General features: G+C 71.4%; 4 protein-coding genes. 1 reads left to right on the forward strand and 3 read right to left on the reverse strand.

Features of this window, described 5'->3' with window-relative positions:
• Positions 1-18: 18 nt before the first annotated feature.
• From OG599_RS34020 to OG599_RS34030, 3 genes are all read right to left on the reverse strand, one after another.
• Positions 19-1701, reverse strand: a complete 1683-nt coding sequence (locus OG599_RS34020; RefSeq protein WP_327179822.1) for a phytoene desaturase family protein — start codon at positions 1699-1701, stop codon at positions 19-21.
• Positions 1691-11092 carry a non-ribosomal peptide synthetase/type I polyketide synthase gene (locus tag OG599_RS34025; RefSeq protein WP_327179823.1) on the reverse strand — a complete coding sequence of 3134 codons (9402 nt, stop codon included), beginning with the start codon at positions 11090-11092 and terminating at the stop codon, positions 1691-1693. The genes OG599_RS34020 and OG599_RS34025 overlap by 11 nt, the downstream gene beginning before the upstream one ends.
• A gap of 76 nt (positions 11093-11168) precedes the next feature.
• Positions 11169-11990, reverse strand: a complete 822-nt coding sequence (locus OG599_RS34030) for a sterol desaturase family protein (RefSeq protein ID WP_327180284.1) — start codon at positions 11988-11990, stop codon at positions 11169-11171.
• A 900-nt stretch (positions 11991-12890) separates the two neighbouring features.
• Here OG599_RS34030 and proP point away from each other — a divergent pair.
• Entirely contained in the window at positions 12891-14384 is a 1494-nt protein-coding gene (proP, locus tag OG599_RS34035) for a glycine betaine/L-proline transporter ProP (protein ID WP_327180285.1), read from the forward strand.
• Positions 14385-14389: the final 5 nt, after the last annotated feature.

Raw genomic sequence — 14389 nt, forward strand, 5'->3', positions numbered from 1 at the left:
GCCTGCCCTCCTCACTCGTCACGCGCCGGTGCCCTCCTTGGCGGTCCACCGGTCGAGCTGCGGCAGCCGCCCCAGCTTCCCGCTGTGCCAGGGACCGGAGGGAGTGCTCTCCCACGCCCTGAACGGGATGCCCAGCTCCTCGCAGAGGTACTGCGCGGCGAACCGGCCGGTGGACGCGGCACGGATCAGGCCGCCCATGCCGACCCACTGGCCGGCCATGGAGAACCCGCTGAGCCCGGGCAGCCGCATCCGGTCCTTGCCGACCAGATCGGACGCCACGTCGTCGGCGTCCGAGAACGCCTTCCACGCCAGGATCGAACCGTTGTGGTTGCCGGTGTAGCGCCGGGTCGTGGCCGGCGAGGCCACGTCCACCAGCTCGATCCGCTCGGCCGCGTCCGGCCACCGCCGCGCCAGGAAGCCCCGTACGAAATCGGCGACCTGCTGCTTCTGCGCCCGGTACGCCTTGCGGTCGCTGCGGCGCAGCTCCTGCCAGTGGGCGTAGTCGCTGAAGTAGGTGCAGTGCACCACCGACTTGCCGGGCGGGGCGAAGCCGTCGGAGTAGCGGGACCGCAACTGGACCACCAGGCTGCTCTGCAGGGCGCCCGGCAGCCGGGCGGCGTCCTCGGGCTTCAACAGGTACGTGGTGCTGTGGGCGTCCTCCGCCGGTAGCGGGCCCCGGATGCCGACGAAGGCCGAGACCACCGCGGGGAAGAGGGTGCCCGGCTTCTCCAGCAGCTCCTCGTAGAGCCGGTCGATCCGCGGGCTGGTCCAACGGCCCTCCAGAAGCCCCTGGATCGTGGTGCGCCCGTCGCAGGCGGAGACGACGTGGTCGGCGTAGTACCGCCTGCCGTTGCGGAGTTCGACCCCGATCGCCCGGCCGTTCTCCACCAGCACCCTCTCGGTGCGGGCCCGGTAGGTGACCGTCCCGCCGAGCCCCGTGTACCGCTCCTCCACCGACCGGGCGAGACCCAGCGAACCGCCTTGCGGGAAGCCCGCGTTGCCGTGGTAGGCGCTGGCCATGTTGAAGAGGTACGGCAGCAGAGGGAAGCCCTCCGGGTCCTGGAAGAAGATGTTCCGGAACGCCCTGCGCAGCAGCGGGTCCTCGAACCGGTCGGCGAACCGGTGCATCGGCGTCGCCGCGGTCCGCCAGAAGAGGCGGAACGCCGGCAGTACCGTGCGCAGCGTCGCCGCCCTCTCCCGTACGGTCCTGAGCGCCGGAGCGGTCAGGAAGGGATACAGCTCGATCTTGGTGAACCGCCGCAGATCCCGGCAGAACGAGCGGATCAGCCGGGCGTCCGCCGGGGAGACGGCGGTCAGGTGCTCCTCCAGCCGGTCCGGGTCGTTCCAGAAGGTCACCGACCGGCCGTTCTCGTCGACCACCTTGTTGAACAGCTCGAAGTTGGTGATCGACTTGCCGTCCAGCGCGCCCAGTTCACGCCACACCTGGTTCGCGTCGTTGCCGGCGGCGGTGCCGATCAGCCACTCGATGCAGTAGTCGAAGATGTAGCCGTCCCGGGACCAGGCCGTGCAGCAGCCCCCGGGCAGCACGTGCTTCTCGAAGATCCTGGTCCGCGCCCCGCTCATCTGCGCGTACACGCCGGTGGACAGACCCGCCACGCCCGCGCCGACGATGATGACGCGGGGTTTGCTGCCGGGAGTGCGCTCCCGTCGGCCCCAGTCGGAGCCCGCCTCATCCCGCATGGCCGTCGTCTCCCGTCAGCAGGGCGCGCACCAGCGCGGCGTTGCGGGGCAGATGCTTGGGACCGAGCATGTCGGCGTGGACACCGGAGCCCTTCAGGACACGCGTCCCGGTGGTGGAGCTGCCGTGCCAGGCGCCGGGGACACCGGCCGCGTAGAGGCCGGCCTTCTCCTCGTCCGTCACCACGCCCACCCGGGCGGCCACCGTCCCGGTGTTGGGCGTCCTGCCGCAGAACTCCAGGTACTCCGCGGCGTGTTCCAGGACGGTCCGGGTGACGACCTCCGAACCCGTGTGCAGATGGATGTGGCGGCCCAGCTCCGCCTCGAAGGTCTTGATCCCTTCCTCTCCCGGCTCGTACGCCTCCATGATGCGGCGGGAGTCGAGCACCACCACCCGGCCCACCTCGCGGCCTCTCGACTCCAGCTCCTTCGCCACCTCGAACGCGAGGTTGCCGCCGAGCGAATAGCCGAGCAGCAGGCAGGGACCGTCCGGCTCGACGGACTCCACCAGATCGGCGTAGCGGGCCACCTTGTCATCGCCCGGCACGTAGTTGAAGGCGACGGTGCGGTGCCGGTACTCCGCGAGCTGCTCCGCGAGCCCCCGGTAGACCAGACCGTGGCCGCCGGCCGGAGGGAAGCAGAAGACGGGCCGCCCCGGGCCGGGGTTGAAGGTCAGATAGGGCAGCTCCTCGGCGGACGTGCTGTTGACGAGCTCCTCCACCGCCGCGGCCATGCCGTGCAACGTGGTGACCTGGTAGAGCCGGCTGACCGGGATGCTGACGCCGAACTCCGTGCGCAGATGGTGGAGGAGCTCGATCAGCTTGATGGAACTCCCGCCGGACTCGAAGAAGTCGTCCCCGAGCCCCGCCCGCTCCATCCCGAGGAGCGCCCCCCAGTGCCGGGCCATGCTCACCTCGTACAGGGTCACCGGTGCTTCGTACGACTGCTGCCGGTCCCCGCTCACCGGCACCGGCAGCGCCGTGACGTCGACCTTCCCGTGCGGGGTGAGCGGCAGCGCGTCGAGCTCGGTGACGTGCGAGGGCACCATGTACGAGGGCAGGGCGCCCGCGAGATGGCGGCGCAGCGCCCGCCGGTCGAGCACCGCCCCCGGCTCCGCCACGCAGTACGCGCAGAGCGTGGCGTCCCCGGCGGCGTCCGGGCGGACGGCCACCACCGCCCGGGCGAGACCCGGCCAGCCCGCCAGATGCGCCTCGATCTCACCGATCTCGATCCGGTGGCCCCGCAGCTTGACCTGGTGGTCGCCGCGCCCGAGGAGGTGCACCCTGCCCTCGGTGTCCCAGCGCGCCAGGTCCCCGGTCCGGTACAGGCGCTCCGGCGGCGCCCCGGACTCCCGGCTCAGTCGCCGGGTGACGAAGCGCGCCGCGGTCTGCTCCGGGTCGCCGGCGTATCCCAGGGCCACACCCTCGCCCCCGATCCACAGCTCGCCCGGCACACCCGGCGGCACCGGTTCACCGTGCGCGTCGAGGACATGGAGCGTGCTGTTGGGCAGCGGGCGGCCGATCGGCACCATCAGCCCCGGCTCCAGGTCGTCGGCGGGCCCCTCGAAGAAGGCGCTGTCGATCGTGGCCTCGGTGAGACCGTAGGAGTTGATCACCCGGGTCCCGGGCCCGCAGAGCTCGCGCAGCCGGGTGTACTCCGCGACCTTCCAGGCGTCCGAACCGACCACCAGGAGCCGAAGGAAGTCGAGCCGTGCGCCCTCCCGCGCGCAGTGGTCCATCAGACCCCGCACCACGGCGGGGACGAACTCCGCGCAGTCCACCCGCTCGCTCCGCATGGTGCGGTACAGCCGGGGCGTGTCGAAGATCAGGTCCCGGTCGGCCAGCACCAGGCTCCCTCCCGAGCACAGGGCCCGCACCAGGTCGCCGGTGAACACGTCGAACGAGGGCTCCGCCATCTGGAGATGGACGCCCGACCCGTCGAGCCGGTACTCCCGCAGCCATGCGGCGTACGCCGAGGCCAGGCTCCGGTGGCTCACCCGGACCGCCTTGGGCCGGCCGGTGGAACCCGAGGTGTTGATCACGTAGGCCGGCGCGTCCGGGTCCGTCTCCACCCGCGGGGCCGGTCCGTCCGACTCCGTGCCGCGCAGACCGTCCAGGGTCGTCACGAGGACGGGCAGGCCCTCCGCCCACGGGGCGCGCGCGTTCTCGGCGACCAGCAGAGCGGCCTCGGCGTGGCGCAGCACGTGCGCGACCCGGTCCGCCGGCTGGTCCGGATGGACCGGAAGGTAGGCACCTCCCGCCTTCAGCACGGCGAGCAGCGTGACCACCAGTTCCGGCGACTTGTCCAGGCAGACCCCGACGACCGACCCGGCGGAAACCCCCAGGTCGCGCAGGCGCCGCGCCCGCGCGTTCGCCCGGCGGTCCAGCTCGCCGTAGGTCATCCGCGCCGTCTCCCCGGACAGGGAGGGCATCGAGACCGCGACCGCGTCGGGCCGGGCGGCGGCGGCCTCCTCGATCAGCCGGTGGACCGGGCGGGCGCCGGCCGCCGCCGGCCCGGTGCGGGCCGGCAGCGCGCGGGCGCCGCTCCACTCGCCCACCAGCCGCTCACGCTCCGGGGCTTCCAGCATCTCCAGCCGGGGCGTCGGCAGTTCCGCCGCCGCACGGGTCATGCTCTCCAGCAACCGGACGTAGTGCGCGGCCATCCGGCGGACGGTCGCCGGCCGGAAGAGGTCGGAGTTGTACTTCAGCACGCAGTGGAAGCGCCCCTCCGCCTCGTCCTCGTACGCCGACAGGGTCAGGTCGAACTGGCCCTCCTCCTCGGGGAGTTCGATGTACTCCAGCCGGTAGCCGTACTGCTCGGTGGCCACCTTGTGGGTGAGCAGGATGAACATCGCCTGGAACACCGCGGAGCGGCTCGGGTCGTGCTGGAGCCCCAGCTCCTCGACCAGCAGCACGAACGGGTACTCCTGGTTGTCCAGGCCGTTCAGCACGGTGGAGCGGACCTGCTCCAGCAGCTCGGCGACCGTCGGCGCGCCCGAGAGGTCCGCGTGCAGGGGGAGCGGGTTGACGAAGTAGCCGTAGACCGAGGAGAACTCCTGCTGGGTCCGGCCGGTCACCGGGCTGCCGACCACGACGTGGTCCTGCCCGGAGTAGCGGTGCAGGAGGACGTAGTACGCGCTCAGCAGCACCATGAACGGCGTCACCCCGTGCTGCTGCGCCAGCGCGTGCACCCGGGCGCTGAGGCCGTCGTCCAGGACGAAGAACTCGGACGCGCCGTTGTGCGTCTGCACGGCCGGGCGCGCCCCGTCCACCGGCAGGTCCAGCAGGGGGACCTCGGCGGGCAGGTGCGACCGCCAGTACTCCAGCATCGCGCCGGCCTCCCGGCTCGCCAGGAAGCGGTTCTGCTGGTTGAGGAAGTCGAGGTACCGCGCGCCCACCGGCGGCAGCGCGGGCTCCCGCCCCTGCTTCAGGGACTCGTGGACAGCGAGCAGTTCCTCGATGAAGGTGAAGGTCGAGATCGCGTCCGAGACGATGTGGTGGACCGCCTTCATGATGACCCAGCGGCCCGGCTCACGCTTGAAGAGCCGGAACCGCACCAGCGGGTCGCGTTCGAGGTCGTACGGCTTGCGGTACTCGCGGATGATCGTCCGCCGGATCTCCTCCCACTCCTGGCCCTGGACGTCGAAGAGAGCGAGGTCGGGCTCCGCCCCCGACGTCGTTCGCTGCACCGGCTGCCCGTCCTCCAGATGGAAGTTGGTGCGCAGCGCGGGGTGCCGGGCGATGAGCCGGCGCACGGCCTCGAACATCAGGTCCGGTTCGAGCTCGGCGCGTACCTCCACCGCACCGCCGATGTTGTACGCGTACCCCTCGGGGTTGAGCTGCTTGAGGAACCAGAGCGCCTTCTGGTTCTGGGTCAGCGGGTGACTGCGCTCGTCGGTGAACACCTCCACGGCGCTCGTCGTTCCGCCGTCCCCGGCGGCGTCCGCCGCCACGCGTTCCAGCAGCCCCTGGTACAACTGGTCGGCCAACTGGCCGACAGGGGTGCCGCTCAGCAGGGCGACCACCGGCAGCGCGATGCCGAGATCGGCCTGCACCCGGGCCCGGAGCTCCATCGCGAGCAGCGAGTCGAGCCCCAGGCCACCGAGTCCGCCGGACGGGTCGATCTCCTCCTGCGCCGTACGCAGCACGGTGGCGGTGAGCGAGGTGAACCGCTCGACCACCAGGGCACGGCGCTCCGCCTCCCCGGCGCGCCGGAAGGTGTCGAGGAAGCCGTTGCCCCCCTCCGCCACCTGCTCACGGGCGCTCGCGGCGAGCTCGGAGACCAGCGGGGGAGGCGAGTCGTACCAGGCCAGGAACGTCGGCCAGTCGACGACGGTCGCGACCAGCAACTGGGCCCGGTCCTGCCCGATGACCCGCTCCAGCACACTCATACCGGCGTCCGGGGACAACGAGCTCATGCCCCGGCTGTGCAGATAGTGGTCGACCAGACCGAGCTCCTCGATCATGCCGGTCGCCCACGGGCCCCAGTCCAGACTCAGCGCGGGCAGCCCCTGGGCACGCCGCCGGTGCGCCAGCGCGTCCAGGAAGGCGTTGCCCGCGGCGTAGTTGGTCTGACCGGCGGTCGTCAGCAGCGAGGCGATCGAGGCGAAGAGCACGAAGTGGTCGAGCGGCTCGTCCCGCAGATGCCGGTCGAGCAGGTACGCGCCCATGACCTTCGGGTCCAGCACCGCGTCGAAGGTGGTCCGGTCCATCTCCGCGACGAGCGTGTCGCGTACCTGCCCGGCGAGATGGAACACGCCGCGCACCGGGGCGCCACCCCGGCGCCGGTACGCGTCGAGCCAGCCGGTGAGCGCGTCCTCGTCGGTCACGTCCACCGGTGCCAGTACCGGCTGCGCGCCGAAGGCCTCCAGCTCCCGGAGAAGCGCGACGGCCCGGCCGGCGGCGGTCGCCGGGTCGGCAGCCGCCCACTCCTGGCGCGGCGGGACCGGGGTGCGGCCCATCAGGATCAGCCGGCGGGCGCCGCGTTTCACGAGGGTCCGGCACAGGAGCCGGCCCAGCGCCCCGAACGCACCGGTGACCAGATAGCTCCCGTCCGCGCGCAGCCTGAGCGGCAGCGGTCTGGTCAGCCCCTCGGCGGGAAGGAGGCGACTGGTCGCGCGGCGGTCGCCCCGCAGCCCGATCTCCTCCTCGTCGTCGGTCAGGAACTCGCGCAGCAGGGCCTCGGCGTCGGCCCGGAGACCCGGTGCGCCGGCCTCCCGCGCCGGGTCCAGGTCGACCAGCTTGCCGCGGTGACCGACCAGCTCCTGGTGGCGCAGTACCCGTGTGACGCCCCAGGCCGGAGCCGCGAGCGGCTCGACCGTCTCGCCCGGTGACACGGGCTGCGCGCCCCGGGTGACCACGTGGAGCCGGCCGCCGGTACGCCGTGCGGCGAGAATCCGGGCGAGCGCGACGAGGGAGTAGGCGCCGGTTCCGGCCGCCCGTGCCAGCCCCTTGCGCTCACAGGCCGGGAGCTCCGGCAGGTCGAGGTTCCACAGGTGGACGACGGTGCCCCCGAAGGACGTGCCGTCCCGGTCCAGATCGGCGAAGAGCCGCTCCAGATGCTCGGCGGACTCCGGTGCGACGGCGAACTCGCCGTCCCGGACCGGCCGCCCCTGCGACGTGTCCGCCCGCACCACACGGCAGCGGTCGCCCCGCGCGGTCACCAGATCGGCGAAGGCGTCCCCGAGGCCGCCGCCGTCCGCGAGGACCAGCCAGTCCTGTTCACCGGTCCCTGCCGCGAGGGAGGAGGAGTCCTCGGGCGCCCCGGTCCACGGGCGGTCGATCCAGGCGGGTTCGGCGAGCCAGGAGTCGATGGTGCTCCGGGAGACGGCGGCCGACGCCTTCTCCACGTCGGCCGCGCGGAATCCGCGTAAAAACCCGAGTGCCGTGCCGTCCTCCGCGTACAACGCAAGGTCGCCGACGAGTTCGTCGCCGTCGCTGCGCGACACCGTGCCGTGCACCCAGAGCGGCCGGTCGCCGACGGGGGAGAGGCTCATCTCGTCGAGGGAGAGCGGCAGCCGGATTCCGGTGCCGGGCGCGGGCGTCTCCGCCGCCAGGATCTGGGGCGTCAGCAGGCTCTGGAAGCAGGCGTCCAGCAGGGTCGGATGAATGTGGTGGCGGGAGGCGTCGTCGCCGATCTCCGCCGTCGGGACGATCCGTGCCAGCACTTCGCCGGTGCCGATCCAGACCTCCTGGACGGCCCGGAAGGCGGGGCCGTAGTGGTAGCCCAGTGCGGCCAGTCCGGCGTAGCACTCCTCGGCGCCGAGCCGGTGCGTACTCCGTCCTCGGACCGCGTCGGTGTCCAGCGCGGGTCCGGCCGAGCGGCGCTGTGCGGAGCGGACCACCCCGCTCGCGTGCACGGCGCGCTCCGCGTCCGGCCCGGCGGGGACGGACGCGATCGTGAAGTCCCCGTCCTCCAGGGACACGGAGAGCTGGACGGTCCTCGCCTCGTCCTCCGCGAGAAAGAGCGCCTTGCGCAGGTCGATGTCGGCGAGCACCACGTGGGTGCCCCCGGTGAGGGTCCGTACGGCCTGGACCGCCATCTCCAGATAGCCGGCGGCGGGGAAGACCACGGTGTCCTGGATGCGGTGGTCGGCGAGGTACGGCAGGGTCTCGGTGTCGAGCCGGGACTGCCACGTGGGTTCGGCATGGCTGGTACGGCGCCCCAGCAGCGGGTGGTCGAGCAGGCCGAGCCTGACCTGGGCGACGGAGCCGGGCTCCGTCCAGTGGCGGTCGCGCCGCCAGGGGTAACGGGGCAGCGGGACGGTCTCACCGGCGGGGTGGAGCACGTCCCACGCGACGGGGACGCCGAGGTTGTGCAGGGTGGCGAGGGAGAGGGCGAAGCGCTCGTTCTCGTCCTCCGCGCGGCGAACCGAGGGCACGGAGAAGGCCGTCCGGCCGCCGGCCTCCAGGCATTCGCGGATCGCGTGCCCGAGGACCGGGTGCGGGCCGACCTCCAGGAAGAGCCGGTAGCCGTCGTCGGCGAGCCGGTCCACGGCGGCGCGGAAACGCACCCGGTCGCGGACGTTCTTCCACCAGTACCCCGCGTCCAGCTCGGTGCCCTCGGCGACCCCGTCCACACCGGTGAGGTAGAGGGGAACACGCGCCGGGCGGGGCGTGATGTCCGCCAGGGAGTCCAGCAGCTCGTCCTTGATCCGGTCCATCGCGGCGCTGTGGTACGGGACTTCGACCGCCAGGAACTTCACGAAGACCTCTTCGGCCCGGAGCGATTCCGCCAGCGCGGTGAGCACTGCCTCGTCCCCGGCCAGGGTGACGGAGGCCGGGCTGTTGACGGCCGCCACCGAGATCCGCGGTCCGAAGGGCCGCACCCGCCGCTCCGCCTCGTCCTCGGGCAGACCGACGGCGAGCATGGTGCCCGCGCCGGCCAGGGTGTGCTGGAGGCGGCTGCGGTGGACGGCGACCGCGACCGCGTCCTCCAGGGAGTAGACGCCCGCCTCGTAGAAGGCCGCGATCTCTCCGGTGCTGTGCCCCACGACCGCGTCCGGGCGCACGCCGTACGAACGCCACAGGGCCGCCAGCCCGATCTGCACCGCGAAGTTGGCCGGCTGCGCCAGCCACGTCTCCGCCATCCGGGACCGGTCCTCGTCGGCCGTCATCTCGTCGAGGAGGGACCAGCCCGCGATACTCCTGATCTCCCGGTCGCACGCGGCGACCGTGTCCCGGAACACGGGTTCGCTCGCCAGCAGTCCGCGCCCCATGCCCCACCACTGCGGGCCCATGCCGGTGAACACCTGGACCAGGCGGCGGTCCTGGGGGTCCAGCTGCTTCGACTGGACCACCCGGGGGTGGGCTTCGTCCCGGAGGTACGCGGCCAGGGCCTCGTCGAGCGACTCCCGGGAGGAGTGGACCACGGAGAGCCGGGACTCCAGGTGCTGACGCCGGTGCGCCAGGGTGTGGCCGAGGTCGGCGAGGGAGACGGCCGGGCCCCGCTCGCCCGCGAGTTCACCGCGGACGCCCTCCGCGATCGGCACGAGCGCGTCGGGGTGCCGCGAGGTCAGCGGGAGGATGTTCCAGCCGCGCTCCGGTGCGGGGGACACCTGGTGGCCGGGGGCACGCTCCGGTGCCTCCTCCAGGACGAGGTGCGCGTTGGTGCCACCGAAGCCGAAGGAGTTCACACCGGCCCGCGCCGGTCCCTCGTGGACGGGCCACGGGGTGACCCGGTCGGGGATCTCGTACGGCGAGGAGTCCCGGTCGATGGCGGGGTTGACGCGTTCGAGATTGATGTGCGGCGGGATGGTGCGGTGCTTGAGCGAGAGGGCCGTCTTGATCAGCCCGGCGATTCCGGCGGCCGACTCGGTGTGCCCGATGTTCGCCTTCACGGAACCGACGTAGCAAGGAGCTCCCGGGGCACGCCCGATGGCGAGGGCGCGCGAGAGGGCGTTGGCCTCGATCGGGTCGCCCACGGGCGTGGAGGTGCCGTGCGCCTCCATGTACTGCAGGTCGCCCGGGGTGATGCCGGCCTCGGCGCAGACCTGCCGCACGAGGGAGACCTGGGCTTCTCCGTTGGGGACGGTTATGCCATTGGTCCGGCCGTCCTGGTTGACCCCGCTGCCGAGGATCACCGCGTGGATCGGGTCACCGTCGCGTACCGCGTCCTCCAGGCGCTTCAGCGCCACCAGACCGACCCCCTCGGCGCGCACGTATCCGTCCGCCTGGGCGTCGAACGTGCGGGAACGGCCCTCGGGCGACAGGAACCCGCCCTTGGACTCCGCGACGGTGTACTGCGGTGCCATGTGCAGCAGCACCCCGCCCGCGAGCGCCAGATCGCTCTCCCGGCGCTTCAGGCTCTGGCAGGCCAGGTGGACGGCGACCAGGGAGGAGCTGCACGCGGTGTCGACGGAGAGGCTGGGGCCCCGGAAGTCGAAGGAGTGCGAGATCCGGTTGGAGACCATCGTCATCATGGTGCCGGTCGCGGTGTGGGCCGCGAGGGTCTCGAAGCTCAGGTCGGAGAACTGCAGGATCTTGTAGTCGAGCGTGAACGCGCCGACGTACACGGCGGTGTTGCTGCCCGCCAGGTCCGCCGGCCGCTGGCCGCCGTCCTCCAGGGCCTCCCAGGCCACCTCCAGGAGCTTGCGCTGCTGGGGGTCCATGTGGTCGGCCTCGCGACGGCTGATGCCGAAGAAGGCGGGTTCGAACTCGTCGAAGCCGTCGATGTATCCGCCCCGGCCGCCCACCAGCCGGCCGGGCTTGTCCCGGTGACCGCTCCGGTGGGTCGTGACGTCGTAGCGGTCCGGCGGCGTGGGGGTGACGCAGTCCTTGCCGTCCAACAGGTTCTGCCAGAAAGCACGGTGGTCCGAAGCTCCGCCGGGCAAGCGGCAGCCGATGCCGATGATCGCGATTTTGCCCGTCGAAACGTCGTTGGTCGCGTCAGCCAAGTTCGCACACTCCTCATCAAGTGGTCGCGCTGCCACGGACGGCGCCCGAGTCAGCGGGGCGGGCCCGGAGGCCCGTTCAGGCGGTGCCGTCCCCGGGCCGCTTCGCGCGGCGCCACGGACGGAGGAGACTGCCGAGGATCTCGCCGGTCCCGGGAAACGAGGTGGGATCGCTGAGCCCGACCGCGGCCGGCTCACGGCCGGGACGCCAGGTGAAACTTCCGAAGAGGTGGTCCCAGCAGGACAGGTCGGAGCCGTAGTGGCCCGCCTCGGCGAGGTCCGCGCTGTGGTGCAGGCGGTGCTGTTCCGGGCTGGCCAGGACGTGGTTGAGCCGGCCGATCCGCACGTCGATGTTGGCGTGGACGAAGTAGCCCTGCGCGGCGACGAAGAGCCCCGACGCGAGAACGGACTGCTGGGAGAATCCGGCGAGTGCCAGGGTGAGTTGCACGACGCCCTGGGCGAGGACCGTGTCGAGGACGTGGTTGACGCCGTTGTTGGCGACGTTGACCTTCTGCGGGACGTGATGGACCCCGTGCAGTCGCCACAGAACGGGGTTGGTGTGCCCCAGCCGGTGGACCAGATAACCGGCGAGCGAACCGCACAGCAGCGCGGCCGGTACCTCGGCCCCGAGCGGGAGCGCCGGATCGGTCGGCGAGATTCTTCCCACCGCCGTCGTGACAGAGAACTGCGCAAGCGCGCTCCCGGCCATGGTCAGCAGGAAATAGACGCCGTACCAACGCCATTCCGCTCCGTCGGGGTGCCAGTCGCGCCGGTGTGGAATCAGTCTTTCGAGGACGGTGAGATAGATCAGGGTACCGATGAGGAAAAATGAACTCACGCGTTCGGGATTCCAGTCCAGCACCAGTGCCGCCGTCGCCACCAGCAGGGTGGCCGTCAGCAGGACGGGATAGGCGAGGGAGCGGAGAACGCGCCGTCCGAGCGGAACGGCGGTGGGCTGCGGAGGGGCCCCCGTGGAGCGGACGGTGTCATCGGTGGGCCATTCTTTTTCGTTCACCTGAAATCCTCCGTAGGAATACGGAATCAGCCTCGGGTCCTGCGCCATTGCAGGGGATGGGGCCGTCGAATGCATGCGGAAGTCTCAGGGGGCGTACGAGTGGGTTCGCTGTCTTCTGTGGTGGCGCCCGTGCGAAGTCGGCGACATGGGCGGCAGAAGGAAATTCCCCTGGAGTTGGAGACCGGTGTGGTCGCCTCTCCTTTTCCGCCCTGTGCGAGCTCGGTTGATTCTTTTCCGCTTCCTGCGGATTCAATCCTCGACCGACGGTGAATTGAGCCTGTCCCCCGGAGTGCCGTAGTCGGCCTCACAGTCATTGAACAGGGAGTCCTGTCGGTACGGAATAGGGTTCGGGCCTCTGTCGCCGATGTGAGTGACTTAGTCATGTTGGCGTTCTTATGTAGTATTCGGAACATCATCTTTATGGATGGGCCGGTCATTGCGTGCGCGCCCGCGTGTCCGCCGTCGGACCTGGGAAAAGGCGCCACCCGCGGTCGTGGGAAAAGGCGTTACCCGCGGTCGCCGGGAGTGCGGGCCGACCGGGGGCCGGCAGTCGGCGCAGGCCCGCAGGCCGTCCCCCGTGCGGTCGTCACTCGTGCGGGCCGCCCGGGAGGCCTTCGGCGGGCGGTTGCCCCAGACTCGGAGGCACCGATGATCTTCAGTCCCTGTCCGGGTGACGGGCCGCGGAAGGTGAGGCGCCGAGAGCCCTCGGAAAGGGGTGGACGCATGGCCGGAACCAGGAAACAGCCGGGAGGGCGGTCCCGGCGCGACACCGAGGCCGTGGACCGCATGATGCGCACGGTCGTACGGCGCCGCAAGAAAGCGGTCCGGGCCAAGGACGTCACCGTCACCGATCCGCCGAAGGTGCGCCGGGCGGTCACGGCCGCAGCACTCGGCAACACCATGGAGTGGTTCGACTTCGGCGTCTACGCGTATCTGGCCGGAACGCTGGGCAAGGTGTTCTTCCCGTCCAGTTCACCCGGAGCCCAGGTGGTGTCGACGTTCGCCACCTTCGCCGCCGCGTTCCTGGTTCGGCCGCTCGGCGGACTCGTCTTCGGTCCGCTCGGGGACCGGGTGGGACGGCAGAAGGTCCTTGCGATCACCATGATCATGATGGCGGCGAGCACCTTCGCCGTCGGCTTCCTCCCCACCTACGCGGCCGTCGGCTTCGCGGCCCCCCTGCTGCTCCTGGTGTGCCGGCTCGTGCAGGGCTTCTCCACGGGCGGGGAGTACGCCGGAGCGACCACGTACATCGCCGAATACGCCCCCGACAAGCGGCGCGGGTTCCTCGGCAGCTGGCTGGACTTCGGCACCTTCGTCGGATACTCGCTGGGCTCGGGCCTGGTCACCGTGCTCACCGCCGTCCTCGGTACCGACGGGCTCACGGACTGGGGCTGGCGCATCCCCTTCTACGTCGCCGGACCGCTGGGGCTGATCGGCCTCTACATGCGCATGAAGCTGGAGGAGACCCCCGCCTTCCAGCGGCAGGAGGAGGAACAGGCCGAGGCCCTGGCGGAGGCCGGCCCGGTGGAAGAGGCCAGGCAGTCGGGCAAGGGCCGGCTCAAGGAGATCTTCTCCGAGCACTGGGAGGCCGTGCTGATCTGCATGGGCCTGGTGCTCCTCTACAACGTCACCAACTACATGGTCACGTCCTACCTCCCGACCTACATGTCGGAGACCCTCGGCGAACCCGAGACCACCTCGCAACTGCTCGTCCTCGGCACCATGCTGCTGGTCGTCCTGACCATCACCACCGTGGGCCGCAGCTCCGACCGGTGGGGCCGCAGGCCGGTGTTCATGGCGGGGAGCGTGGCTCTGGTGGCGCTCTCCATCCCGGCGTTCCTGCTGATCCGGCAGGGCGGAATCCTGCTCCCGGCCTTCGGCTGCGTGATCCTCGGCCTGCTGCTCGTCTGCTTCGCCGGGACCTCGGCCTCCACCCTTCCGGCGCTCTTCCCCACCCGCATCCGGTACGGCGCGCTCTCGATCGCGTTCAACATCTCCGTATCGCTCTTCGGCGGAACCACCCCGCTGTTCGCCGCCGGGCTCGTGGAGGCCACCGGCAACGACATGGTGCCCGCCTACTACCTGATGGTGGCGGGCGTCATCGGGCTGATCTCCACCCTCTTCCTGCACGAGACGGCCGGTCGCCCGTTGCGCGGCTCCGGGCCGATGGTCGAGACGCGCCAGCAGGCGCACCGGCTGGTCTCGGCCAGCCGCACCTCCGCGGGCCGGCAGGCGCGCGACGTCTGGTTCCGGTTGCGCCACGGGCGGCGACGGGGCTGACGAGG

Source organism: Streptomyces sp. NBC_01335 (assembly GCF_035953295.1).
In the GTDB taxonomy this organism is placed as follows: domain Bacteria; phylum Actinomycetota; class Actinomycetes; order Streptomycetales; family Streptomycetaceae; genus Streptomyces.

Excerpts from the sequence above, each read along its gene's own strand:
- proP (WP_327180285.1), top strand. The coding sequence starts at position 12,891 with ATGATGCGCACGGTCGTACGGCGCCGCAAGAAAGCGGTCCGGGCCAAG.
- OG599_RS34020 (WP_327179822.1), bottom strand. The coding sequence starts at position 1,701 with ATGCGGGATGAGGCGGGCTCCGACTGGGGCCGACGGGAGCGCACTCCC.